At 69.1% G+C, this 24024-nt stretch carries 23 protein-coding genes; 10 read left to right on the forward strand and 13 right to left on the reverse strand.

Annotation, left to right across the window (positions count from 1 at the left end):
- Positions 1-169: 169 nt before the first annotated feature.
- A complete protein-coding gene (locus tag ABZ803_RS26110; RefSeq protein ID WP_357043131.1) occupies positions 170-1090 on the forward strand; it encodes a DUF5926 family protein in 921 nt (306 codons plus the stop codon).
- Positions 1091-1311: 221 nt separating this feature from the next.
- On the opposite strand, the gene ABZ803_RS26115 is transcribed toward ABZ803_RS26110, so the two are convergent.
- From ABZ803_RS26115 to ABZ803_RS26135, 5 genes are all read right to left on the reverse strand, one after another.
- The gene (locus ABZ803_RS26115) at positions 1312-1860 is read right to left on the reverse strand and encodes a ferritin (RefSeq protein ID WP_357043446.1); all 549 of its coding nucleotides are present in this window, start codon (positions 1858-1860) and stop codon (positions 1312-1314) included.
- Between the two features lie 71 nt (positions 1861-1931).
- On the reverse strand, positions 1932-2483 hold the full coding sequence (locus ABZ803_RS26120; RefSeq protein ID WP_357043133.1) for a ferritin-like domain-containing protein: 552 nt from the start codon (positions 2481-2483) through the stop codon (positions 1932-1934).
- A gap of 10 nt (positions 2484-2493) precedes the next feature.
- Positions 2494-3861 (reverse strand): LCP family protein, encoded by a 1368-nt coding sequence (locus tag ABZ803_RS26125; RefSeq protein ID WP_357043135.1) that lies wholly within the window; start codon positions 3859-3861, stop codon positions 2494-2496.
- Between the two features lie 128 nt (positions 3862-3989).
- A complete protein-coding gene (locus ABZ803_RS26130; RefSeq protein WP_357043137.1) occupies positions 3990-4784 on the reverse strand; it encodes a CPBP family intramembrane glutamic endopeptidase in 795 nt (264 codons plus the stop codon).
- Between the two features lie 268 nt (positions 4785-5052).
- Positions 5053-5820 (reverse strand): DUF2470 domain-containing protein, encoded by a 768-nt coding sequence (locus ABZ803_RS26135; RefSeq protein ID WP_357043139.1) that lies wholly within the window; start codon positions 5818-5820, stop codon positions 5053-5055.
- Positions 5821-6002: 182 nt separating this feature from the next.
- On the opposite strand from ABZ803_RS26135, the gene ABZ803_RS26140 reads away from it, so the two are divergent.
- The 3 genes from ABZ803_RS26140 to ABZ803_RS26150 all read left to right on the forward strand — a co-directional run bounded on the left by ABZ803_RS26140 (position 6003) and on the right by ABZ803_RS26150 (position 8092).
- Positions 6003-6416 carry a hypothetical protein gene (locus ABZ803_RS26140; protein WP_357043141.1) on the forward strand — a complete coding sequence of 138 codons (414 nt, stop codon included), beginning with the start codon at positions 6003-6005 and terminating at the stop codon, positions 6414-6416.
- Between the two features lie 96 nt (positions 6417-6512).
- A complete protein-coding gene (gene pheA / locus ABZ803_RS26145) occupies positions 6513-7427 on the forward strand; it encodes a prephenate dehydratase (protein WP_357043143.1) in 915 nt (304 codons plus the stop codon).
- Complete coding sequence (locus ABZ803_RS26150) at positions 7424-8092, forward strand: histidine phosphatase family protein (RefSeq protein WP_357043145.1); 669 nt, start codon at positions 7424-7426, stop codon at positions 8090-8092. Before pheA ends, ABZ803_RS26150 begins: the two co-directional genes overlap by 4 nt.
- Positions 8093-8111: 19 nt before the next feature.
- Here ABZ803_RS26150 and ABZ803_RS26155 read toward each other — a convergent pair whose 3' ends face one another.
- The 6 genes from ABZ803_RS26155 to ABZ803_RS26180 all read right to left on the reverse strand — a co-directional run bounded on the left by ABZ803_RS26155 (position 8112) and on the right by ABZ803_RS26180 (position 13898).
- Positions 8112-8939, reverse strand: a complete 828-nt coding sequence (locus ABZ803_RS26155) for an ESX secretion-associated protein EspG (protein WP_357043147.1) — start codon at positions 8937-8939, stop codon at positions 8112-8114.
- Complete coding sequence (locus ABZ803_RS26160) at positions 8936-10102, reverse strand: PPE domain-containing protein (protein WP_357043149.1); 1167 nt, start codon at positions 10100-10102, stop codon at positions 8936-8938. The genes ABZ803_RS26155 and ABZ803_RS26160 overlap by 4 nt, the downstream gene beginning before the upstream one ends.
- Before the next feature lie 43 nt (positions 10103-10145).
- On the reverse strand, positions 10146-10457 hold the full coding sequence (locus ABZ803_RS26165) for a PE domain-containing protein (RefSeq protein ID WP_040864191.1): 312 nt from the start codon (positions 10455-10457) through the stop codon (positions 10146-10148).
- Positions 10458-10621: 164 nt separating this feature from the next.
- Positions 10622-10972, reverse strand: coding sequence for a metallopeptidase family protein (locus tag ABZ803_RS26170; protein WP_062967071.1), 351 nt, complete (start codon positions 10970-10972; stop codon positions 10622-10624).
- 10 nt (positions 10973-10982) lie between these two features.
- Positions 10983-12122: a septum formation family protein gene (locus tag ABZ803_RS26175; RefSeq protein WP_357043152.1), complete on the reverse strand. Its 1140-nt coding sequence runs from the start codon at positions 12120-12122 to the stop codon at positions 10983-10985.
- 75 nt (positions 12123-12197) lie between these two features.
- Positions 12198-13898, reverse strand: a complete 1701-nt coding sequence (locus ABZ803_RS26180; protein ID WP_357043154.1) for an aldehyde dehydrogenase family protein — start codon at positions 13896-13898, stop codon at positions 12198-12200.
- Between the two features lie 92 nt (positions 13899-13990).
- Here ABZ803_RS26180 and serS point away from each other — a divergent pair, with 92 nt between their 5' ends.
- From serS to ABZ803_RS26210, 6 genes are all read left to right on the forward strand, one after another.
- Positions 13991-15253, forward strand: a complete 1263-nt coding sequence (serS, locus tag ABZ803_RS26185; protein WP_357043156.1) for a serine--tRNA ligase — start codon at positions 13991-13993, stop codon at positions 15251-15253.
- 175 nt (positions 15254-15428) lie between these two features.
- Entirely contained in the window at positions 15429-17216 is a 1788-nt protein-coding gene (locus tag ABZ803_RS26190; protein ID WP_357043157.1) for a bifunctional diguanylate cyclase/phosphodiesterase, read from the forward strand.
- Positions 17217-17360: 144 nt separating this feature from the next.
- Positions 17361-18752, forward strand: coding sequence for an MFS transporter (locus ABZ803_RS26195; protein WP_357043159.1), 1392 nt, complete (start codon positions 17361-17363; stop codon positions 18750-18752).
- A gap of 78 nt (positions 18753-18830) precedes the next feature.
- Positions 18831-19784, forward strand: a complete 954-nt coding sequence (locus ABZ803_RS26200) for a DMT family transporter (protein WP_357043161.1) — start codon at positions 18831-18833, stop codon at positions 19782-19784.
- 54 nt (positions 19785-19838) lie between these two features.
- Positions 19839-20864 (forward strand): MauE/DoxX family redox-associated membrane protein, encoded by a 1026-nt coding sequence (locus tag ABZ803_RS26205; protein ID WP_357043163.1) that lies wholly within the window; start codon positions 19839-19841, stop codon positions 20862-20864.
- Between the two features lie 166 nt (positions 20865-21030).
- Entirely contained in the window at positions 21031-21372 is a 342-nt protein-coding gene (locus ABZ803_RS26210; RefSeq protein ID WP_357043165.1) for a calmodulin, read from the forward strand.
- Positions 21373-21425: 53 nt separating this feature from the next.
- On the opposite strand, the gene ABZ803_RS26215 is transcribed toward ABZ803_RS26210, so the two are convergent.
- Both ABZ803_RS26215 and ABZ803_RS26220 read right to left on the reverse strand, forming a co-directional pair.
- The gene (locus ABZ803_RS26215; protein ID WP_357043167.1) at positions 21426-22964 is read right to left on the reverse strand and encodes a Rieske 2Fe-2S domain-containing protein; all 1539 of its coding nucleotides are present in this window, start codon (positions 22962-22964) and stop codon (positions 21426-21428) included.
- A gap of 42 nt (positions 22965-23006) precedes the next feature.
- The gene (locus ABZ803_RS26220; protein WP_357043169.1) at positions 23007-23930 is read right to left on the reverse strand and encodes a hypothetical protein; all 924 of its coding nucleotides are present in this window, start codon (positions 23928-23930) and stop codon (positions 23007-23009) included.
- Between the last annotated feature and the right edge of the window lie 94 nt (positions 23931-24024).

The raw sequence follows: 24024 nt of genomic DNA on the forward strand, positions 1-24024 counted from the left end.
CGCGGCGGCCACTCGGCCGCGTCCGCGACGCAGTCGCCAGCGGCGGTCACTCGGACGCGAGCCATGAAGGGGCCGCGAACACCCAGCGCCGCAGGCGCTGGAAAACCAACACCGCGAACACGCCGCGCCGCAGGCGCGGCCGGTCCAAGACTGTGTAGGTTGACCCCTCGTGGGTAAGAGCAAGCGCAACAGTCCTAAGCCCGGCGGGAACCGGGCCCAGCGTCTCGCCGAGCGGCGGGCAGCGCAGGAGCAAGCGGCACAGGCCGTCACGCGGCCGTTCGAGGGCCTGGCCGCGGAGTGCGATCTGGTCGCGCTCCGTGAATTCGTTCCCTCGGCGACCGCGCGGTTGACGCCGGTGGCGTCGGTCGCGGCCGAGCGGCCGGTCGTGCTCGCCACGGTGCTGCCCGGCGCGGTGGCCGCGCTGGTGCGCGCCGGCGACGAGCCCAGTGGGTACGTCGGCGTGCAGACGCAATTCCAGGGCGCCGACCCGGCGGCCGATCTGGCCGCGGCGATCCTGTGGACCCAGTCCGCCGAGCCCGGTGATTCGCTGTCCTCCGTGGCGAGTGTCGCGGGCGGCCCGCGGCTGGCCGATGTCATCGATCCCGCCGCGAGCCTGGAGCTGACCGTGCACCAGGACTTCGACTGGTGGGTGCCTGCCGGAGTCGAGCCCGACGCGCAGGTCGCCGCCACCATCGAGCAGGCCAAACAGGCGATCATGCCGTCGGCGCGGCTCGGGCTGGACGCGGACGCGATCGGTGCCGCCTGGTGGGTGGACGCGGGCGAGAAGGCGCATATCCGCTGGGTGCGGCCGGAGGACGAGGACGCGCTGATGCTGGCGCTGGCTCGCCTGCACGCCTCCGGCGGCCTGCACCTCGGCGAGGGTTCCCGATTCGCCGGGTCGTTCCGTACGCACGGCGTGCTGGTCCCGGTGTTCGACTTGGACCCGGAGCGGCACCCCGACGAATGGGTGAAGCCCGCAACCGAATTCGGTGCGCGCCTGTCCGAGGCGCTGGCCGTCGACGCCCCGCTGACGGCCGACGAGCGCCGCTCCCGTGACGGCCTGCGGTCACGTCAGGTCACACTGCGCTGAGTTCCCGGTCGACGGGATTCATGCGAAATACCTATCGATCCGCGGCGCCGCTTTTCGATTGCCGCCGATAACGCTGAACGATAGGGAAGTCTCACCGAACTCTCGACGAAAAGCGCCGGAACCGTCTCGCGTGGATTCGGCGGGCAAAAAGACCCCGAACAGCGGCAGGCCCGGTTCCTGATAAGAAACCGGGCCTGTTCGCCTTCTCGGCGCGAGCTCCGTCAGACGGAGCCGCCCGCCACCGAAGGCGCACCGGAGGTGTCGCTCGGGCCGCTCATTTCCCGGGCGACGAATTCCTCCAGGTCGAACAGGTTCGACCCGGCGCGATCGGCGATGGTGAGCAATGTGGTCATGTTCGCGACTTCCTCGACCTGTTCCTTCAGGAACCACTGCATGAACTGTTCGCCGAGGTAGTCGCCCTCTTCCCGGGCGGTGCTCGCCAGCTGGATGATCTGCTCGGTGACCGTCTTCTCCTGGGCGAGCGCGAGCGCGATCGGCTCCCGAGCGCTCTCGAAATGCGATTTCGCCGCGTCGATGCCGGAAATCTCGATGCTGATATCCCGGTCCAGGAAGTACTGCACGATCATCATCGCGTGATTGCGTTCTTCGACCGACTGCTTGTAGAACCGCTTGGCCAGCTGCGGCAGGTCGGCATTGTCGAACCACACCGCAATCGCGATGTACTGATGCTCGGCATTGAATTCGTGCCGGATCTGATCGTGCAACAGGCTGTGAAATTTGCTGCGGGGTGCGTCCGGATGGCTTGACATGGCATCGACATTAGCGCTGGTCAGATCGCATGTCATCCAAGTGCAGCCTTATTGAGGCTAGTATTGCCTAATTAATTCCGCGCTGCTCCAGCCATTTTCGGCGCCGGTATATCGGTGCGCTGCCGCACCCGCATCTCCCGGGCGACGAACTCCTCGACGTCGAACAACTGCCCGTCGGCACGGTCGAGTACGGCCAGCAGCGTGGTCATCCGGGCGACGTTCTTCACCTGTTCCTCCAAGAACCACCGGACGAATCGTTCGCCCAGATAGTCACCGGAGCCGCGGGCCGCACGGGCAAGATCGCTGATCCGGGTGCTGCGGTCCTGTTCGATCTCCAGCAGCAGAGCGATTGCGCCGCGCGGGGTTTCGAAGGTCGATGTGATCTCCTCCAGCCCTCCGATCTGCACCGGGAGATCTCGATCCAGCAGGTACTGGACCATGCGCAGCGCATTGCCGTGGTGTTCGCGTGACCGGCCGTAGGCGTGTCCGGCCAATTGCGGCAGTCTGCGCGCGTCGAAGTACACGGCGGCGGCGAGATACTGCTGGGCGGCGGTGAATTCGTGACGGATCTGCGTGCGCAGCAAGTCGGGAAAGGACTCGTCGGCCTCGTCGGTGTCCGGCATGGCATCGACGCTACCGCGTCAGCAGATCCTCCGGAACGGCACGGTCGGCGGCCAGTGCGTCGAAGAAGCGGCCGGCCTTCTCCTTGTCCCATAGCAGCACGTTGCCGCTGTCGGTGTCGTCGAATCCGCCGATCGGTACCGTCGTGGCGACGGTTTCGCCGCGCAGCGCCCAGCCCAGTCCGCCGAGGTCCCAGATGTGGTCGCCGTTGTCGACCTTCAGCGATTCGGCGGTGTCGGAGGCCAGCGGCCACAGCTTGAACGGGTTGGCCAGGGTGGCGCCGCTGGTCGCCTTCTTCAGCAGGGCGGCCATGAACAGGCGCTGGTTGTTCATCCGGTCGATGTCCGCGAGCGCGGTCGCCCGGCTGCGGACGAAGCCCAACGCCTGTGGTCCGTTCAGCCGCTGGCAACCCGCGGGCAGGTCGATGCCGGCGAGCGGGTCGTCGATGGCCTTCGGAACGCACACGTCGATGCCGCCGAGGGTGTCGACCACGCCGGCGAAGCCGCCGAAACCGATCTGCGCGTAGTGGTCGATGCGCAAGCCGGTGGCGATCTCCACGGTCTGCACGAGCAGCGCGGGGCCGCCGATGGCGAACGCGGCGTTCAGCTTGTCCTTGCCCTGGCCGGGGATGCCGACGTACGAGTCACGCGGCAGGCTGACCAGGGTGGTTTTGCCCGATTTCGGCACGTGCACCAGCATGATCGTGTCGGTGCGCTCGGGGCCCACCTCGCCGCCGGTGGCGAGTTCCTGCTCCTGCTCGGGGGTCAGCTCGCCGCGGCCGTCGGAGCCGACCAGCAGCCAGTTCGTGCCAGGGGTGTTCCCGACCCGCTTGGCGTAGTTCGCCAGGGCGGGGATGCGGTTGAGCGAGTTGTCCAGTTGGATGACGGCGCCGACGGCGGCGATCACCAGCACCAGCAGGATCACCAGGAACCAGCGGAACGGGTGTCGCCTTCGGCGCGGTCGCGGCGCTCGCGGCGGGCGCTGGCCACGCGGCGGCACGGGCGGTGGACTCTCCCGGAACGGCCGTGGCTTTCGGGGCGGCGTGGGCGGCGGACCTTCGTGATAGGGCACCGGGCGCTGCGTGGGCGCGTGCGTTGGCGCTTCGTGATGCGGCGCCGGGCGCTGCGTGGGGGCGTGCCTGCGGGCCGGGGGAGGCGGCGGCATGCGTCGTGCCTGTTCCGGGGGGACCTGCGAATATGCCAGCGGCTGCCCGTGCGGGTCGACCGCGCCATCGCGACGCATCACCTGGGTGGGCTCGATCGGCGGCGGCGCGCCCGGACCGGGCGGTGGCACGCGGCGGCGCATGGGAGGCTCACCGGGCCTGCCGGGCGGCGGCATCCGGCGCGTGTGCGCGTTGCGCTGGGGGTCGTCGCCGTTCATCACTGAAACTCTACTTATCGGGCGGTTGTGAGGTGTCGCATGTGGACACCGGGCGCACACGGAAGCGGCGCTGCTTGCTAATTCGCGGGCGGCGCCGGGTTGTTAGCGTTCCGCGGGGCACGGTTGCGTCACGGGAGCCACGAAACATGGCCACGCAGAACGGTATAGCCGAGATAGGCGACCGCATCGATGGTCGCGTGCGCGAGCACCAGCGGCCACAGCCGGTTCGTGCGCTGCCAATAGCGACCGAATATGACGCCCATCACAAAATTTCCGAGTCCTCCGCCCAGTCCCTGATACAGGTGATAGCTGCCACGCAGTAGCGCCGAGGCCAGCAGTGCCGAGTTCGCCGACCATCCGAGCCTGCGCAGCCGGGTGAGCAGGAACGCCACCACGATGACCTCCTCGGCCAGAGCGTTCGCGCAGGCCGAGAGGATGAGCGCGGGCAGCCGCCACCAGTAGTCGCCGAGCGAGGCGGGCACGATCGTCACGCTGAGGCCCAGTGCGTGGGCAAGCAGATACAGTCCCAGCCCCGGTACTCCGATGATCGCGGCGAGCGTCAAGGCGGGTAGCACGTCCTCGCGCCACCGGAGCCGATTCGCCAGCCCGATCAGTCGCGGCCCGATGCCGCCGCGCCACAGCAGATACAGGCCCAAGGCCGCCCACCCGAGCAGCCGCAGCACGCTGAGTAGCTGAAACAGCAGGTCGATCGTGGATTGCGTGGACCGCGACGGGTTCAGCGCGACCGTCCGTCCGCCGATCCCGCCCGGCGCGAGCGCACTTTCCACCAGCGAAAGCGCGGCGCTGAGCCCGCTGAGCCCGAAGGTGACGAGCAGCACCACCGCGATCTCGAGTTTGAGCGCCAGCCGCTCGCGATCGGTCGGCTCGGCCTCGTCCCACTGGGCATCGGACTCCGCACGCATGGGTCGAATCTATTGCGCTCGCCCGGCGCGGCGCGCGGCGCGTCACCGTCGAGTTCCGCGAAGGTCCGGAACCCGCCCGTCGGTGCGTCACCACGCGTCGTGTCGTAGTCGCTACACGTCGGCCGCCGCTGTGGTCGGCCTGCGTGGTGCTCGGGCGGGGTCACATGATCGAGCCGGTTCGTGATCGAGCGGCCAGACCCGAGGGGTCGGGCCGCACCGTGCTCGGGTCACCTGGTTCTGCTGTGCGGTGCGCGGGGTGGTCACCGGGTCAGATGCGGCGCAGTCCGTTGAGGAACGGGCAGCCCGCCAGGGTGCGTACGGCCCGGCTGAGGCCTTCGATGTCGTCTGCCGGAGCGCTGAACGGCAAGCGGAAGTCGTGGTCGCCGTCGTGTCCCTCCACCCGCAGGGTGAGCCCGTAGCGGTCGATGGCGAGCGGGTGCACGGTGCCGCGCTGTAGCTGCGGCGGCAGGTGCCTGGCCAGCTGGGCGACGATATCGGCGTGGTCGGCCTGCATGTGCTGCAGCCATGCGGATTCCATGGCGCAGAACGGATCCGGCTGCGCCGAGCGCAACTCGTCGCTGCTCACCGATTCCGCGCCGGTCGAGTCGGCGACCACCGCGGAGTTGATCACCAGCCGCAGCAGCGTGGCGCCGAAGCCGATGTCGAGCAGGCCGGGATGCGGGTGGTCCTCGGCCACCGCGGTGGCCAGCGCGCGCTGCGCCTGGGTGGGCACCGCACGCACCCAGCCGCGCAGCCATACCAGTGCGCGCACCGGCTCGCGCAGCGGCAGCGGGGCGTGATCGGTGAGTTCGAGCACCGCGGGCGCGCCCTGCTCGCCGGAATTGCCGGCCAGGATCGCGGCGACCGAGGCGGTGGGCACCGCGATCACGGCGTCGCCGCACTGGCGTACGTGGTGCACCGACGCGGGGGTGGGATCGATGCCCGGCATGGCCAGCACCGCTTGCTCCGCGTGGGCGCACGCGCTGCGCACCCGCTCGGCGGTGGACGGTGCGACGGTCGAGGACGGACTCGGCATACAAACCTCCGTGGAGCGGGCAGCGCGGTATTGATTAGGTTACCCTAAGCTAAGTGACGGCGCGCGGATTCCGCAAGCGTTCCGATCGAGCCGAATCGAAGCGACCGTGGCGCGGCGGATCTCATGTGCGCCGGTCCGCGGGCAGCCGCCCTCGGGTCGAAGAGTGTTGTTACGGTGAGGGCGTGTCGGAAGGGACGGAATCCGGAGAACCGGTGCTGGTGACGTTGTCGACGCCGCCGCGGCGCAGTCTGGTCGACGGGCTGGTCCGCAACATCGGCGCAAGCCCCGCCGCGCCGGCCGTGGAACTGGACGCGCCGGACAGCGCGATCGCCGCCTTCCTCGCGCAGGCGGCACACTCCGATACCGGTTTCGTCGCCCGTACCGCCTCCGGTGAGCGCGCGGTGGCCATCGTCGCCGCGACGGCCGCCGCCCTGTGCGGCGAAGACATCGGCGCCGCACTGCGCAACCCCGATATCGCCTTCCTGACTTCTCTGAAACCACCGGCTGTCGAGGCGGTCAGATCCGTCCTGCTCGCCATCGAAACCGCGGCCGTTGACCGGGTGAACGACGCGTTGCGGGTGCTCAACGAAGGTTGAACGGCGCTCGGGCTGCCGTGGAACAGCGGCCGCGCGGTGCCCGGGCCTTCCGCGATTGGTGGGGGGCCGGGCGAGCGCGCAAGTAATCTCGTAACCGTGCCGCGAATCGCGTACTTCGGGCCGTCCGGAACCTTCACCGAGATGGCCCTCGCCCAACTCGAATCCTCGGGAACCTTCGACGGACCCGTCGAGCGGATTGCCGCGCCCAGCCAAGGGGCCGCGCTCGACTTGATCCGCTCCGGCGACGTGGACGGCGCGGTGGTGCCGATCGAGAGTTCCGTCGAGGGGTCGATCTCGGCGACGCTGGACTCGCTGGCAATCGGCCCGCGTCTGCAGATCGTCGCCGAGACCGAACTCGAGGTGAGCTTCACGATCCTGGGCAAGCCGGGTACGGCGCTTCCGGATGTGCGTAACCTCGCCGCATACCCTGTGGCCGCCGCGCAGGTGCGGCTGTGGGTTGCGCGGCATCTGCCGCAGGCGCAGCCCTACACCTCGGCATCGAATGCCGCCGCCGCGGAAGACGTGGTGGCCGGCCACGCCGATGCCGCCGTGTCGACCGCCCTGGCGGGCGAGCGGCTGGGGTTGATCGCGCTGGCCTCCGGAGTCGCCGACCACGAGCAGGCCATCACGCGATTCGTGCTGTGCACCCGGCCCACGGTCGCGCCGCCCCCCACGGGTGTCGACCGCACCTCGATCGTGCTCGAATTGCCGAACGTACCGGGCTCGCTGATGCGCGCCTTCGCCGAATTCGCCACGCGCGGTATCGATCTGACCAGGATCGAGTCGCGGCCCACCCGAACCGGCATGGGCACCTACCGGTTTTATCTCGACTGCGTCGGGCACATCGACGACACGGCGGTGGCCGAGGCGCTCAAGGCGCTGCACCGCGCCGCGCGGATCCGCTTTCTCGGGTCCTGGCCGGCGACATCGGCGACCGGCACGCCGCCACCGTCCGACGAAGCCGCGTCGGAGTGGTTGATCCAGCTGAGAAAGGGGAAGGCGGACCTATGACCGGGAGGTTGATTCTGGTCCGGCACGGGGAGACCGAAGGTAACGTCGCCAAGCTGCTGGATACCAGAATTCCAGGACTACCGCTGACCGAACGCGGTGCGGCACAAGCGAAGACGTTCGGTGAAGGCCTGCTCCGCGCGCCGAAGGTGCTGTTCTCCTCGGCGGCGCTGCGGGCACGCCAGACGGCGAGCTACATCGAGGCGGCGACCGGTGTCGCCGCCATGGTCCTGGACGGCTTGCACGAGGTGCAGGCCGGGGACCTGGAGGGCCGGCACAGCGAGGACGCGCACCAGGCGTTCCAGCAGATCTACCGCGCCTGGCACGAAGGCGATCTCACGTTGCGGGTGCCCGGCGGCGAGTCCGCCCAGGACGTGCTGGATCGATTCCTGCCCGTGATCGCGGAGTTGCGGAACACGTATCTGACGCCGGAGGACGACGGGCACGGCGACGTGATGGTGGTCAGCCACGGTGCGGCCATGCGGCTCGTCGGCCGTACACTCGCGGATGTTCGACCGCCGTTCACCACGAACAACCACCTGGACAACACCGAGACCATCGAGTTGGTGCCGATGCCGGACGGCGGGTGGGAGTGCATCCGCTGGGGCCGGTTCACGCCGCCGTTCGGCTACGACGTCGCGCCTACCTCCGACGACCCCATGGGTTAGCGACGCAGGTTCGGCGTGCTCAGGACAGCTTCGGATGCCGCGGGAACTCTTCGCGTTCCGGCAGGGAGTTGATCAGGTCCTGCACCGCCGTGCGCAGTCGCGCGGGGGTTCCGCTACTGAGTGACGTCCACTTCACGCCGTCGTCGGACTTGCTCGCGGTCGCGATGAATCGCCCTGCACGCGTGTTGAAGACGGCGATGTGGTTGTCGGCCATGTCTCTGGTGCCGTCGCCGTAGATGACGCCGACTATCTCTGCATACGAGTGGATTTCGACCAAAGCCGCCGCCAAGGTCTTCGCATCGTGGGCAGGATTGCCCACCTTCGTCAGCCGCTGGGCGGTGGCCGCGGCGTCACCGGTGTCGCCGAAGATCGTGGCCAGCTCTTCGGTGGGGGCGTTCATGCCGTACAGCTCCAGCGGCTCGGCGTAGCCGAGGGCCGCGAGAATGGTGCCGGGCAGGTCGATTCCCGCCTCGTCGATGACATAGGAGTCCTGTCCCCGAAGGGCGACGACCGCGAGGTCGGCGCCCTTCGCCAGACAGAAGCGACTGACCCAACCGTCGACGATCAATCGCAGCGCGATGATCCAATGCGGCCGGTTCAGCGCGCGTAGCCGATTCTCCAGGTCGCGATGGAGCACATCGTCGATGAGGAGTTCCCGCTGGACGAGCGACTCGGCGGCCGCGTCCATCGCCGCTGTGTGATCGGTCAGATTGTCGTAACGTGCCCGAGCGTTCAAGACGACGGGGACTTCGATCTGCAGTTTCTCCACGAGAAACTGCATCTCGTCGAGCGACAGGACGACCGCCTCGAGCGTCGACGGGTCGCGGCCCGCACCGAGTACGGTCACCTAGCCGTCCCGCTGAAGTCACCGCCGATGACTCCATCGGCGGTGAAGCGGCCGTCGTTGAAGTGCTCGGTGGACCGCAGGTAATCCCGGCCGTTGTGCTCGCTCTCGTCCTCCTCGTCGCTGCGAGCCTGGTTCCCGAGCAGCGGATTGCCGTTACCGTTGTTCGCCGGACGGACCGGGGCAGCCTCGACGGGCTTGACCGCCACAGTCTCCTGCACCGGGGCGGAGCCACCGATCGTGCCGCTGGAGCCCCAGCCTTCCGGAAGCTTGAGCGATCCGTTGCTGATCCCGGCCGACCCGAGGCCGGAGAACGACACCGCCCGAGTCGCGGCGCCGGTGGCGGTCGCTGCCGCACCGGCTCCCATGGCCATCGGAGCCATGCCGGAGAAGGTGGGCGCGGAGGTGGTGGTCGCCGCGGCAATCGCGCTGCCCGCGACATTTCCGACGGTGGAGACACCGGTGGTGGCGATCGAGCCGACGGCCTGAGCGGCCTGGGTTGCAGCGCTCGCCACACCGGGGTTGCTCAAGAATGCCTGCGTGGCGGCCACGGCGGCCTGGATCGGATCGGCCGGGACCTCGGTGGTCGTATCCGCCGCCTGTTCGGGGCCGGCCGATCCGGCGCCCTTGGCGATCGGCGGCGGCAGCAGGAACTCGGCAGGCGTGGCGACCATGGCGCTGGTGGCGGCCTCGTAGGTCTCCATGACCAACGCCGCGCGAATGTCCATGGCGTTCCTGGCGACTTCCGCGACCTCGAACGCGCCGCTCAGTACGCCGGGCGGGTTCGCGGACGCGGCCAAGGCTGCGTTGACGGCCGCGATCTCGGGCGGGCTGGGCATCGCCAGCGAGGCGACGGTGTAGGCGGTGGCGTTCGCCGCGGCCTTCGCGCCCATCGCGGCCGCCTGCACGCCCTGCTGCTCGGACCAGCCGAGGAAACCGGTGAGCTTGCTCAGCGCGGCGATACCGTTGATGCCCTGCATCCCGACGCCGAGTTCGGCCATCACCCTGGCGACGGTCGTCGTCGCGTCGATCCAGGCGGCGGTGAGGCCGCCCCAGGCGGTGGCCGCGGCCGAGATCGGAATCGCGTGCGCGCCCGCGTGAAGGGTGGCCGAATTGATCTCCGACGGGCGCGCCGCCCAGATCACCCCGGTGACTCCTGCAACCATGTTTGACTTCTCCCCTGCTTAAGCGTTGCTGATGGGTCTGGAACTACACCTGGATGGCGCTGATGCCCGCGGCGCGCACCACGTCACCCGCGACGTGCTGCGCCAACTGCATGCGCAGCGTCGCCGCGGCGTGGTGGCATTCCAGAATCGCCTGCGCGATCGCGCGGTCGTGCGACATCGCCCCCTGGTTGAAATGGCTCGCGCCGAGGAAGGAGACCTCCTCGGCGCCGGAGGGCAGCACGTGCGTCGCGGGCGCGGTGATCGCCGCGGCGGCGGCCAGACGTTCGGCGACGAGGTCGAGTTCGGCCGCGGCGGCGAGAATGGCTTCGGGTGCGATCAGTACATGTCCAACCATGACTCGACTCCTTCTAGTGGCTGTGGGGCGGAACCACGAGAATTCCCCCTTCGAGTGATAGGACGCGACAGCAACGCGATCGGTTCCATCGAATCCCCAACTTTTCGATCTCCGTGCCGATTACACACCCACCGCTCGGGGCGCGCAATACAGCTCGGTTCAGACTATCCCCATCCCAGCTGATGCAGGCGGTCTTCGTCAATGCCGAAATAGTGTGCGATCTCGTGGATCACGGTGACCGCCACCTCTTCCACGACTTCCGTCTCGTCGGCGCAGAGTTCGAGAATGGCCTCGCGGTAGATCGTCACGGTATCGGGAAGCGCTCCGCCGTAATGACTGTCGCGTTCGGTGAGCGCGATGCCGTGGTACAGGCCCAGCAGATGCGGATCCTCCGGATTGCGCGGCTCGATCAGCACCACCACATTGTCGATCGCGCGGGTCAGCTCGGGCGGGATGAGATCCAATGCGTCCCCGACCAATTCCTCGAACCGGTCGTCGGACATCGATACAGGCATCGGCGCCGGGCTACCTCGGCTGGGGCTGCGGCGGCAGCGGCGCGGCGCCGGGCAGCGGTGCGGGCGTGGAACGCCCGGTGTTCGGCGGCGGCACCGGCGCCTGGCCGTTGATCAGGATGTCACCCCGGGCCGAGCCGGTGATCGGCGCGAAACCTTCCCGATCGGCGCCCTTGCCGATCATGCAGTCCAGTTTGCGGCTGCCCGCCATCCAGCTGCGGGCATCGATGTAGTCGAAGAACAGCGTGAGCGTCTTGTTGCGGATGACGTCCGGCCCGCCCAGGTAGTCGGTCGAGGTGCGGGTGCACTCCTCCTCGACGAACTTGTCCTGGTCCTCTTTGGCGGGCGGGCCGCCGGTGAAGTGCCCGGCGAGATCGACTGTGGAGACGATCTCGACGGCGTGCGGCTGCGCGCAGTCCACCGGATCGGTGGGCAGGTTCTGGTTGATGCCGAGGCACACGCCCGCCTCGTACACCTTGGACTGGTCGTGCTCGGTGGCGCTGCCGACCGACGGCGGCGTGCCGACGCTGGCCGCGACCTGCAGGCCGCAGCGCAGAGTGCGATCACCGTGCTGCCAGCCGTCCGGGCTCGGGTACATCAGTCCGACGATGTACTTGCCGCGCGGATCGAAGCGGCCCGACATGTACTTCTGCACCGAGGGCACGCAGTGCTCTTCCTTCAGCTCGGTGAGCCGCAGCGAGTCCGGGAAGCGCGAGCCGGGACCGAACTCCTTGCCCGGGTACCTGCTCATATCGATGTCGGCCGCGACCTCGAACATGTGCTTGCTCGAGCAGTTCACCTTGACCAGGTCGGACCGGTCGGGCTTGGTCCAGCTCAGGCAGTCGCCCTTGGCGGCGGTGCCGAATTCCTTGTCCAGCACGGGCTGCGCCGGGGCGCCGGGATTGTGTACTTCCAGGTTCTTCCCGTTGTCGAAGCCGGTGATGGACAGCGTCACCAGGGCCGCGACCACGGCGCCGACGGCCACCGCGAGCAGACCCCAGCGCAACGTGGGCGCCGACAGCTGCACATCGCGCAGATCGCTGTCGGCGAGAGCGGCCTTGGCCGAGTCGATCGAGCGGCGCACCGAGTCGGCACGCGACGACCCGCCGCGCTTGGGCGCCTGCGGGGACCGGGACACAGGTTCGGAGGACATCGCGGTCCATCATGGCAGCGTCCGTGCCTCGGTGCCACGACCTGCCCCGATCGGCGCGGCACGCGTCACGGGCGGTCAGCCGCGCAGAGCCGACAGGAAGACGCCGGGCAGCCGTGCGGGGTTGGCGTCGGCGTAGAACTCGGTGAGCCTGCGCCCGGTGGTCGCGGCGGTGGCGTTGCCGACGAACCACGGCGGCTTCGGGGAGAGAGCGAGTTCGCCGCCCAGCAACGAGCGCGGCGCGGGCCGGAACGGGCCGCGCACCACCGTGCGCTCCACGTCGTCGAGCAGCAGCGCGTTGTGCACCACGCCGATCCCGCTCTGCACGTCGTCGAGGGTGTGGCCGGGGAAGGCTCCCCAGGCGGCCCGCGGCGCGAGGAAGGCCAGCCCGGTCCAGGTGTTCACCGCGATCGCGCCGTAGCGCAGCCGCTCGATCGCGCGGTCGAAGGCGATGCCGAGCCTGCGGATGGTCGTCGGATGAGCGATGACGTTCGCGCCGAGCGTCCCGGTCAGCTCGGCATTGGCGAAGTCGACCGCGCGTTGCAGGAACTCGCCGCCCGTGTAGGGCAACTCGACCACGCCGAGCACGGGGGAGAAGTACTCCGTGCGCAACAGCGGTGTGCCGGTGGGCGGCAATCCCTCGACCAGCACCCGTTGCCCGCCGAGACGCTCGGCCTCCGGATACGAGGCCACCGCGTCGGCGACACGCGCGTCGCTGCCCGGGTAATACGCCGTGCGCTGTGGCGCCCGCTCCATGGCCAGGCGCAGCTCGGCGAGGAACCGGTCTTTGCGGTCCCACTCCGCGCCGATCACCACCGCCTGCGCGGCCACGCAGTTGTAGCCGCCGTTGTGCAGGCGCTGGGTCGCCACGTGCTCGGCCTGGTAGCGCAGATCGGCGTCGGACCAGTCGCCGGGCACCACGATGGTCGGCGAGACCCCGCCCAGCTCGCTGGTGATCGGCTTGTCCAGCAGCGGCCGGTTGTCCTTCTTGCGCTCCGCGCCCTCCGCGCCGGGGCCCCACACGATGGCATCGTGGGTCTGCGCGCTGCCGGTCATGTGCACGTGCGCGACATCGGGATGACCGACCAGATAGCCACCCTGCGGTGCCCCGCCGGTGAGAATCCGCAGCACGCCGAGTTCCAGCAGCGGTTCGAAGACCATCTCGAACACCGTGAACAGCGGGTCGGTGATCGGGTTGAGCTTCAGGGCGACCACCCGGTTGTGCGCGTACAGCTCGTACAGCGCGTCCAGCGGCGGGATCGAGGTGATGTTGCCCGCGCCGAGCACCGCGCCGATCCCGCCGGTCGCGGTCGGATCCAGCTGGCCGAGTCCGGCTCTCCTGCGTGCGGCGCCCGCGTCCACGCCGGGTCGCAGCCACACCTCACCGTGAAAACCGTTGAGCAGCAGCCGGTCGTAGACGCCGAGCGGGAATACCGGCACCGCGACCCGTCCGCCGGGCGCCTCCCGCAGCGTGATGCCGGTCAGCGGGGTGCGCCCGGCCTCGAGTGCGGCGAGGGTGGCCGACAGCGCGGCCGTGGCTTGCAGCAGGGTGAGCGGGCCGGACATCCATTCCTCGCCGACCAGCGGGGAATCCGGGGCGAGGTCCTTGACGACACACGCGGCGCGCACCCAGTCCTCCGCGAAGCGGGCGGTCCGGGCGTGGATCTCGTCGAGCAGCTCGCGGCGGCGGCGCAGCGAGGTCGCGGCCCACGCCTTCTCGCCCGCGATGAGGTCGGCCAGCGCGTTGTCGATGGCTGTCTCGTCGAACGGAGTGCCCACAAGCCCACTATGCGCGCGATCTCGCGCGGATGTACCGCATCCTGGGATATCGGCGTGAAAGCTCGGCACAGCGACCACTAGGCTGGTTGCCCATGATCGACCTCCGATTCCTGCGGGACGACCCCGATGCGGTCCGCGCCTCGCAGCGCGCCCGCGGCGAAGACCCCGCTCTCGTCGACGCGCTGCTCGAAGCGGACGCGGCGCGGCGTGCCGCGGTGGCCACCGCGGACAATCTGCGCGCCGAGCACAAGGCGATGGGCAAGCTGATCGGCAAGGCGAGCAAGGAGGAGCGTTCCGCGCTGCTGTCGCAGGCGTCGGAGATGTCGGTCAAGGTCAAGGAGGCCGAGGCCGCACAGCACGCCGCCGACGCGGATCTGGACGCCGCGCATCGCGCCATCTCCAACGTGGTGCAGCAGGGCGCGCCCGCGGGCGGCGAGGACGATTACGTCGTGCTGCAAACCGTCGGCACGCCGCCCGAGTTCGACTTCGAGCCGAAGGACCACCTGGAACTCGGCGAGTCGCTCGGCCTGATCGACATGGAGCGCGGCGCGAAGGTCTCCGGCGCCCGGTTCTACTTCCTGACCGGCTACGGCGCGCTGCTGCAGCTAGGGCTGCTGCAACTGGCCGCGCAGCAGGCCGTGGCCAACGGCTTCACCATGATGATCCCGCCGGTGCTGGTGCGCCCGGAGGTCATGGCGGGCACGGGGTTCCTCGGACAGCATTCGGCGGAGGTCTACCACCTCGCCGACGACGACCTCTACCTGGTGGGCACCTCGGAGGTGCCGCTGGCGGGCTACCACTCGGACGAGATCCTCGACCTGAGCGGCGGGCCCAAGCGGTATGCGGGCTGGTCGTCGTGTTTCCGCCGCGAGGCGGGCAGCTACGGCAAGGACACCCGCGGGATCATCCGGGTGCACCAGTTCGACAAGGTGGAGATGTTCGTCTTCACCACGCCCGATCAGGCCGACGTCGAACACCGGCGCTTGCTGGCCTGGGAACAGGAGATGCTCGCGGCGATCGAGGTGCCCTACCGGGTGATCGACGTCGCGGCAGGCGATCTCGGCAGCTCCGCCGCGCGCAAGTTCGACTGTGAGGCGTGGGTGCCGACGCAGCAGACCTACCGCGAGCTCACCTCGACCTCCAACTGCACCACCTACCAGGCACGCAGGCTGTCGGTGCGTTATCGCGACGAGAACGGCAAGCCGCAGATCGCCGCCACCTTGAACGGCACTCTCGCGACCACCCGCTGGATCGTGGCGCTGCTGGAGAATCATCAGCAAGCCGACGGGTCGGTCCGGGTTCCGTCCGCCCTGATCCCGTTCGTCGGGACCGATGTGCTCCGACCCGCGAACTGACGACACGCGAATGACGTCCGGGTGAATAGCTACTGGTTCGCCATGCCGGATTCCCGGGATGTGGCAACCGGCGGGATTCCTTGTGGATAGGCTGTTCGTCGTGCGAGGAATCGGGTCTCGCGGCGATACCCGAACCCGGGTGCGGGCCGCGTCTGCGCTGGCGACGGCTATGGTCATGGCTCGGACCACCGGGGCGTTCTACGTCATGGGCGGGGTGCTCGGTCTGTTGATCACCGCCATCGCCCCTGGTGAGGAGGGTAATCGGCCGCTGGTCGGCGGGGCAGCAGCGGTAGCGCTGGTGCTCGGTCTCACGCTGCTCGCGTGGGGGCCGCGGCTGCCGCATTCGATCCACCACGTGTACGTCGCGATCGCGACGGTGCTGGTGACCATCGCGGTGCACTCCTTCCCGAACACGGTGGGCGCGATCAGCCTCGCCGCGTTCTACGTATTCATCGCCTGCGACGCCGCCCTCTTCTTCGCCTGGTCGCAGGCCGCCGCCCACATCGCGTTCGCGTTGGCGCTGTGCCTGTGGGTGCTGCCCGCGCGGCCGGTGACTCCCGGGCTGCCGTGGTGGTCGGGCCTGATCCCGGCCGGTGTGACCTTCGGCGTCGGCGTCGTGGTCGGAATCCTGACCAGGATGGCGTCCGAGGCCGACATCGACGTGCTCACCGGGCTGCTCAATCGGCGCGGCTTCGACCGGGCGCTGAACACCGCGATCCAGCAGGCCACCAGGTCCGGTCACGGGCTCGCGCTGGTGCTGGTCGACCTGGACCGCTTCCAGAAGATCAACGACCATCTCGGCCACCGCGCCGGTGACGCCGTCCTGCAGCGGGTGGCCGACACCTGGTCGAAGTTGCTGGCCCCCGACCAGCGCTTGGCGCGCTACGGCGGTGACGCGTTCGCCTTGCTGCTGCCGAACACCACCGAGCAGGCCGCGATTCTGCTCACCGAACAGCTGCGCGCGGCGGTGACCACCGGCTGTTCGGCCGGTGTGACCTCCTGGCAGCCGGGGGAATCCGGGTCGCTGCTGGTCAGCCGCGCCGATGTCGGTTTGTACCGGGCCAAGCAGGCCGGGCGCAACCGGACGGTGCTGGAGTCTTCCCGGCAGTTGCCGCTGGCGGTGGAGCTGCGCGAGGCGATCGACCGCGGCGCCCTCGACGTGCACTACCAGCCGATCGTCAGCCTGACCGAAGGCGGCGGCAAGGCGGTCGGCGTGGAGGCACTGCTGCGCTGGTCGTCCAGCGCGCAGCCGGACGTCACCACCGAGGGTCTGATCCGCGTCGCCGAGGAGTACGACCTCATCTCCGACCTGGACGAACTGGTGCTGCGCCGGGCCTGCGCGGACGCCGCGCGATTGCAGGAAACCTTCGCCCAGCTGGATCTGACGCTGAATGTGAACGTCAGCGGGCTGGAGCTGGCCGAGACCGGTTACGCCGACCGGGTGGCGGGCATCCTCGCCGCCACGGGCTGGCCCGCCGATCAGCTGGTGCTCGAGGTGACCGAGAGCGAACTGGCCGCCGAATCACAGACCGCGATCGAGAACCTGCACGTGCTGCGCGACCGGGGCGTGCGCATCGCCATCGACGACTTCGGCACCGGTTACTCCTCGCTCAGCAGGCTGGCCACCCTGCCCAGCGACATCCTCAAAGTCGATCAGTCTTTTGTCGCCGCGATCCGCTCCGATTCGCCCGCGCCGCCTTTGCTCGGCGTGATCGCCGCGCTGTCCAATGCGCTGGACCTGCAGGTCATCGCCGAGGGCGTGGAGACCGAATACCAAGCGGCCGTGCTCACCGAACTGGGCTTCGCGCTGGCGCAGGGCTATCACTACAGCGATTCGCACCCGGTGTCGGAGCTGATCAGCGACCTCAACGAGAACAAAGGCCGGATCGGCCCCGGCGTCACCGACCGGGAACTGGGTGATGGCGACTCGGTGCCCGCCAACGGTTGGGTGCCGCTGCCGTAAATCGCTTGACCGTACGGGCCGACGGTGAGCATGCTGGTCGACATGCGATTGCTCGTCTACGCCTATTGATTCGCCGAATCGTTGCGCCCCCCGCGGGCGGGTAGCGCACATACCTTCGGCCTGCGCTCGCTGACGGTTCGGGCGGTGCTCTTCAAGAGCATCGGTGAACTGATTCCGCTGTACGCGTTGTACGCCCTGCTGTTCGCCGACCACGGCATGAGCACCGGGCAGATCTCCTTGCTGTTCGCCATCTGGTCGGCGACTTCGTTCCTGCTCGAGGTGCCCTCCGGTGCGTGGGCCGACACGGTCTCCCGGCGCGGACTGCTCGTGCTCAGTGGTGCGTTGCTGACGGCAGGCTTCGCGCTGTGGACGGCGGCGCCCTCCTTCGCGGGTTTCGCCGCGGGATTCGTGCTGTGGGGAACCTCGGGGGCGCTGGCCTCCGGCACCTTCGAGGCGCTGCTGTACGACGAACTGGCCGCCCGGGGCGAGTCGTCGGCATACCCGCGCGTCCTCGGCTATGCCCGTGCAGGCGCGGAAGCGGCCGTCGTCATCGCGATCGTCGCCGCGACACCCCTGTATCTCTACGGCGGCTATGCCCTGGTCGGCTGGTCGAGTGTCGCCGTCGCGGCCGTGCACACGCTGATCGCGCTGTCGCTGCCCACCGCGCCGAAGGCGGTGTCGGCGACGGACATCGACGACCTGGAAGAGGAAGAGCCGGCATCCGCTGTGCCGGCCTTGGACCCGGCGGTCGGGAACGTCGCTTCCCTCCTCGGCTTCGCAGGTGACTCCGCCCGGCCCGGTGGGGCGCCCGGCGCGGATGGACGTGGTTCCGTCTCGGTGTCCGGCGGTCGGGACGAGACGGACGAGGCGGCGTTCACCGAGAATCGCGAAGCGGCCCGGCCTCGCCCGTTCGCGCGATATCTCACCATGCTGAAGGCCGGTGTGGGCGAGGCGGTCCGCGTGCGGGTGGTGCGCCATGGCGTGCTGCTGGAAGCGCTGCTGTTCGGGATCACCGCGTTCGACGAGTATTTCGCCCTGCTGGCGGAGGAATCGGGCGTCTCGACCGCTGCGGTGCCGCTGCTGGTCGGTCTCACGGTGCTCGGTTCGCTGACCGGTTCCGTGCTGGCGGGGCGCACCGAAGGAATGTCGGGTCGCACGATGTCGATCGCGGTGGGCATTGCCGGCGTGCTCTTCCTCGGCGGCGCGCTGATCGCGGGCCTCGCGACCGGTCGTCCGGACGCGATCTACCTGTTGACGGGCCTCGGTTTCGCGTCGATCGGCGTCTCCTACGGCATCGTCTACAACGCGGGCATCGTCGCGGGCGCCCGCCTCCAGGACGCCATCGAGGGCCCGGCCCGGGCGACCGTCACCTCCGTCTCCGGTCTCTTGGGCGAGGTGATCGCCCTAGCGGTCTTCGGCTTCGCCGCCGTGATCACCCTCTGGTCCTCCATGGCCACCCTCCTGGCCCTTCTCGGAGCCTCCATCCTCGTCCTCGCCACCCTCGCTCCCCGCTGGCTCCCACCCCGCGCCGACTGACCAGCGGCACACCACCGAGAACTCTTCTCGGGAAACGCCGCGACCACGTACCAGTCGCGGTTGGGTAGCGTGCGGAAGGTGAGTGCGGAGGCGAGGGTGGGGCTGGTTTTCGGGTTCGCGATCGGTGCGGGGGTGGCGGTGCAGGCGCGGATCAACGGGGCGTTGGGGGCGCGGCTGGAGGACGGGGTCGCCGCGGCGGTGATCAGTTTCGGGGCGGGATTCGTCGTGCTGGCGGTGGCGTTCGCGGTCAGTGGGCGGCTGCGGGAGGGTGGGCGGCGGGTGCGGCGGGCGTTGTCGGAGGGCGTGCTGCGGCCTTGGCAGTTGCTCGGCGGTCTGTGCGGCGCGTTCTTCGTCGCGTGCCAGGGGCTGACCGTCGCGGCGATCGGCGTCACCGCGTTCACCGTGGCGGCCGTCGCGGGCCAGCTGCTCAGCAGTCTGGTGGTCGACCGGCTCGGGCTCGGTCCGAGCGGACGCACGCCGGTCACCACGGTGCGTCTGGTGGGGGCGGCGCTCGGCGTGGTCGCAGTGCTCGTCGCCGGATTCGGGCACACTCGCGTCACCGGTGGGCTCTCGGTGCCCGACGCGCTGCGCGGCACGCCGACCGCTCTGCTGATCGTGCTGCCCGCGCTGGCGGGCATCGGACTGGCCTGGCAGCAGGCGGTGAACGGCAAGGTGGGCGCCGTCGGCGGGTCGCTCTCGGCGGCCATGGTGAATTTCTGCGCCGGTCTGGCCGCGCTGCTCGTCATCGAGGCCGTGGTCGTCGCGTCCTCCGGCGGACCGGCCGAATTCCCGACCGAGCCTTGGCTGTATCTCGGCGGCTTCATCGGCGTCGCCTTCATCGCCCTCGCCGCGCTGACCGTTCGCTGGATCGGCGTCCTTCTGCTCGGGCTCACCTCCGTGGCGGGGCAGTTGCTGGTCTCGGTGATCCTCGATGTGCTCACCCCGACCAGCGCAGGCCTGTCCGCCACCGCGATCGTCGGTTGTGCGCTGACCCTGGTGGCGGTCGCCATCGCCACTCGGTCCCAGTCCTGAGAACACTCGCCGCGCATTCATGCTCGAAGCGCATGAGTGTGGAATGGTGCGCTCATGCTGATCGAATACGGGGTGTGGGTTTCGCGGCTCGGGCTGTGTGTCGTGTTCGGGTTGTCGGCGTGGGGCAAGCTGGCGGATCGGAGCGCGACGCGGCAGGCGGTGGGGGATTTCGGGGTGCCGCTGCGCTGGGTGCCCGCGGTGGCCCGGACGCTGTCGATCGCCGAAGCGACCATCGCGGTAGGCGTGCTGCTTCCGTGGGTTTGCGGCGTGGCCGCGCTGGCGACGCTGCTGTTGCTCGCCGTGTTCACGGTGGTGATCGTGCGCTTGCTGCGGCGTGGCGAGCATCCGTCCTGTTCCTGCTTCGGTGCTGCGAGCGCCGCGCCGATCGGGCCGAAGATTTTGGTGCGCAATGGTCTTTTCGCCGTGCTCGCAGTGCTGGTGGGTATCGGCGCGCTGACACATCCGCGCGTGCCGATGGATCTGCCGGCCGACAACGCGATCGGTTGCGCGGTGGCCGCCGCCGTCGTGGCGGTGCTGGTGTGGTTGGCGGGCCAGGTGCGTCTCCTGCGCCGCCGGGTGGACGAGCAGGTGTTGTCCACACTGGGTGCGGAGGGCTTGCCGGTCGGCGCGGTGGCGCCGGAGTTCGAACTGTTCGGCCCGCAGGGAACGAAGACCACGCTCGAGGATCTGCTGAACGGGGCGAGGTCGGTCCTGCTGGTCTTCGTGCACCCGGGCTGTGAGTTGTGCGCGGCGCTGGCCCGCGAGTTGCCCCGCTGGCGCGCTCGGGCGGCTGACGCCCTGGCCATCGTGGCGGTCGGCAACGGAGACGCCGCCGAGCAAGCCGCTTGGGGCGTCGAGCACGGACTGGGTGACATTCCCTCGCTCGTGCAGCAGGGCAACGAGGCAGCCTTGCGCTACCGGGTGCGCGGTACCCCGTCCGCTGTGCTGATCGACCCCGAGGGGCGGGTCGCCGCGCCGGTGGCCAGAGGGGGCATCGCGATCCGCGAGTTGATCACCACGGTGCGGAAAGCGCCGCGCGAACCCGCGCGCGACAGGGTCCCGGCCGGGGCCGCGCGTTGATTTCGGGACGTACCTCTTCTTCGCTCCCGAGACCGACCCGAGGCCGGTAATTCGCTAGTTGGCAAATTTACAGCAAATTAGCTTTGGGCACCGATAGGATCGAGTCGCACCGGTGCGGAATTCGCCATCCATCGACCACAGGACCCATCGACAAGAGGGGAAAGACATGGCGCTCTTCGCATTCACCGACTACTCCGGCAAAGAGTTCATCATCCAGCTGACCAATGAACAGCGGATCGCTGAGGCCCGCCGCATCCTGTCGGGTGACGAGCAGATGTCTGTGCACGTCATGGGAAGGATCCGGAAGATGCCCGCGCCCTACAACCCGGGCTGGGACTTCCATATGGACCCCGACACCATCACCTTCTTCACCATGGCGATCGAGGTCTGCGACGCCAGCATCATGTACGTCAACGACCACCTGGACGAGGCCTGTGGCGCGTTCCTGCCGGGTTGTTTCTGGTGCCCGTGGTCGTCGAAGCTGACCCGCGAGGTTGCCGACCGATAGCAATCAGCTGGCAACTGCTTCCGGCCGACGTGGACGCGTCGGCCGGAAGTGGGTCAGTCCAGCTTGCGCGAGCGCAGTTCGTGACCCTTGGACGTCTTGCACCGTCCCGACTCCAGGTCCCACTGCCAGCCGTGCAGATTGCAGGTGAGCGTGTTGCCCTCCACCACACCGAACTTCGACAGGTCCGCCTTCAGGTGCGGGCAGCGGCGCTGCACCTCCCAGCCGCTGAGCTCGGTGGAGGCGGAATCGTCGTGCGCCTCGGCGAACCAGCCGTCGGCGTAGGCGATCCGCTCGTCGGTGAGGCATTTGAAGAACGTGTAGAGGAACTCGTTGTACCCGCCGATTCGCCAGGCCTGGAAGCGGGTGGACAGGAAGATGGTGTTCACCCAGTCGGGCTCGCGGTCGCGCAGCACCGTGCGCACCAGTTCCGGCGCGATGCGGAAGCCGTAGCGGTAGCGGCCCTCGCCTTCGATCGGCTCGCGCACGGCGCGCTTGGGGAAGTCCAGCACGATGGTTTCCTCGCCGATCACCAGGCCGACGGGGTAGCCGATGCCGTCGCAGATCACGTCGCTCTGCGCCATGATCGGCTCGAACAGCTTGCGCAGCGGTTCCAGCAGGGAGCCGTCGCCGCGTTCCCAGGTCGCCTTCTCGGCCTCCAGCACCGGCGCCAGGCGCTGGGCCATCCGCTCGATGTACTCGGCCTTGTGCTCGTAGATCTCGGCCGGGTCGCTGGGATGGGTCAAGGTGAGTTCGGCGCCGCGCACGTCGGCGACCGAACCGGGGATCATCAGGATGCCGCCTGCGTTGCCGTGGATCTCCATCTGCTCCAGGAACACCTTCTGATCGGGGAAGATGTTGCCCTCGTCACCGCGGTCGTCGTTGAGGTAGCGCAGCTCGTCGTCGAGGAACACCGGCGGACCCGCCGACGGCACCACCCAGGTCGCGCCGACCTGCTCGATGTAGCTGCGCGCGCGGTCCATGCCGCGCTGACGCTTCTGTTTGCCGAAGTTCGACTTGGTGCGAGCCGGGATGTCGTAGACCATCGGGTACCAGATCGCGCCCGAGTACTGCAGCAGATGGATGTCGACGTGGCCGAACGCGTCGTGCAGCACGTCCATGTCGACCGGCCGGGCGTCGTTCATGTTGAAGCAGGTGGTCTCGCCGTCGGAGACGACGAGCCCGGAGTCGCCGATCGGGCCGTCGGCGGGCGCGCGCAGCGCGATGATCATGATCTCCAGGTCGCCGCCGGGACCGGTCACCGTGTGCTTGACCGAGTCCTCGGTCTCGAAGAACTTGTGGAAGCCCAGTTGTTCGAGCTCGCGGCGCAGATCCGGCACGGGATAGTCCGGCAGCAGTACGGTCGCGTCCTTGTCGACGTGCTCGGCCAGCGTCCGAGCGTCGAAGTGGTCGCGGTGCAGGTGCGAGACGTACAGGAAGTCGCACGCGCCCAGCTCGTCCCAATCCAGCCCGGTGTTGTCGGGGAACGGGAACCAGGAACCGAAGTACGCGGGGTTCACCCAGGGATCGCAAAGGATCGACCCGGCCGCGGTGCGGATGTGGAATCCGGCGTGTCCGACGCTGGTGATCTGCACTAGCTGCTCCTCCTGCTGTTTACCAGCCAACCAGGGTAGTAGTTACGGCGAGATGTCGCCGATGCAGTAGCCGTCCGGCCCGGAGCGCAGGGTGAAGGTGCGGGTCTGCGTCACACCGGAGGAGTTGGTCACCGGCACGAGCACCGCGATGTAGTCGGTGTTCACCTGCTCCGACCGGATCTGCTGGTCGGCGAACTCGGTGGCCCCGGTGAGCACGCCCTGGTTGTTCGCCAGCGGCGCGGCGCTCGGACGCCCGGTGCCTTTGGGGTCCCAGGTCGCCGGGGACGCCTTACAGATCAGAGGGTAGTCGCCCTCCTTGTCGGCGGGGTCGAGCGGTGTGCCGACGAACCGGGACAGGTAGCGGCGCACGGTGTGGCGGGCATCGGCGTCGTTGTAGGCGATCTCCGCGCCCTCCGTGGCGACGCGTGGGCAGGCGTAGCCGCTGTCGAGCTCGGCGCGTGGCACGGCGACCGTGGTCGCCGGGCTCTTCCAGACGACGGCGTCCTCGGTCGTCGTGCCCGGCTGGGCCAAGGCGGTGAAGACGGCCTGCTGGTCGGCGTACATCTCGGCCACATTCCTGGGCGCGATGGTCCAGCACTTGTCCTGCATCTCGGCGATGGTGTGCGAGCGCAGGTCGGCGGCCCAGCGCTGCATCGCGGTCGCGGCGGCGGGCAGCCCGGCGACCGCGCCGACCGGCGGAGCGCCGGCGGGAACCGGAGGCAGCGCGGAGGTGCTGGGCGGTGGCGTGGTCGGGGCGGCGGCCGGTGGCGTTGTGCGCACCGCCGCCTGCGGCGCGCTCTCCTCCGGAATCCCGACGACCGAGTCGCAACCGGACAACGCGATCGCTGCAATCAGGACCGAGCCGCCGACCAGCGCAGCGCGGGGCGCTCGCCCACCCGAGGCCCGATTCCGCTCGCGTGCTGCACTGCGGTCGTACTCGCGCGGTGCCGATCGGGCGCGTTCCACTTCGGCGATCCTCTTCTCTCAGGCGTGTGATCGGGGCTGCTCGTGCGTCCTCGCTCCGGCGCGACGCGTGATGGCGCGCACTGCCGGTGGGGAC

The sequence above is a fragment of the Nocardia sp. NPDC047648 genome, assembly GCF_040642815.1.
Lineage (GTDB): Bacteria > Actinomycetota > Actinomycetes > Mycobacteriales > Mycobacteriaceae > Nocardia > Nocardia gamkensis.

Excerpts from the sequence above, each read along its gene's own strand:
- ABZ803_RS26190 (WP_357043157.1), top strand. The coding sequence starts at position 15,429 with ATGGCTCGGACCACCGGGGCGTTCTACGTCATGGGCGGGGTGCTCGGT.
- ABZ803_RS26130 (WP_357043137.1), bottom strand. The coding sequence starts at position 4,784 with ATGCGTGCGGAGTCCGATGCCCAGTGGGACGAGGCCGAGCCGACCGAT.
- ABZ803_RS26160 (WP_357043149.1), bottom strand. The coding sequence starts at position 10,102 with ATGGTTGCAGGAGTCACCGGGGTGATCTGGGCGGCGCGCCCGTCGGAG.
- ABZ803_RS26205 (WP_357043163.1), top strand. The coding sequence starts at position 19,839 with ATGCTGATCGAATACGGGGTGTGGGTTTCGCGGCTCGGGCTGTGTGTC.
- ABZ803_RS26135 (WP_357043139.1), bottom strand. The coding sequence starts at position 5,820 with ATGCCGAGTCCGTCCTCGACCGTCGCACCGTCCACCGCCGAGCGGGTG.
- serS (WP_357043156.1), top strand. The coding sequence starts at position 13,991 with ATGATCGACCTCCGATTCCTGCGGGACGACCCCGATGCGGTCCGCGCC.
- ABZ803_RS26115 (WP_357043446.1), bottom strand. The coding sequence starts at position 1,860 with ATGTCAAGCCATCCGGACGCACCCCGCAGCAAATTTCACAGCCTGTTG.
- ABZ803_RS26170 (WP_062967071.1), bottom strand. The coding sequence starts at position 10,972 with ATGCCTGTATCGATGTCCGACGACCGGTTCGAGGAATTGGTCGGGGAC.
- ABZ803_RS26165 (WP_040864191.1), bottom strand. The coding sequence starts at position 10,457 with ATGGTTGGACATGTACTGATCGCACCCGAAGCCATTCTCGCCGCCGCG.
- ABZ803_RS26210 (WP_357043165.1), top strand. The coding sequence starts at position 21,031 with ATGGCGCTCTTCGCATTCACCGACTACTCCGGCAAAGAGTTCATCATC.
- ABZ803_RS26120 (WP_357043133.1), bottom strand. The coding sequence starts at position 2,483 with ATGCCGGACACCGACGAGGCCGACGAGTCCTTTCCCGACTTGCTGCGC.
- ABZ803_RS26175 (WP_357043152.1), bottom strand. The coding sequence starts at position 12,122 with ATGTCCTCCGAACCTGTGTCCCGGTCCCCGCAGGCGCCCAAGCGCGGC.
- ABZ803_RS26125 (WP_357043135.1), bottom strand. The coding sequence starts at position 3,861 with ATGAACGGCGACGACCCCCAGCGCAACGCGCACACGCGCCGGATGCCG.
- ABZ803_RS26150 (WP_357043145.1), top strand. The coding sequence starts at position 7,424 with ATGACCGGGAGGTTGATTCTGGTCCGGCACGGGGAGACCGAAGGTAAC.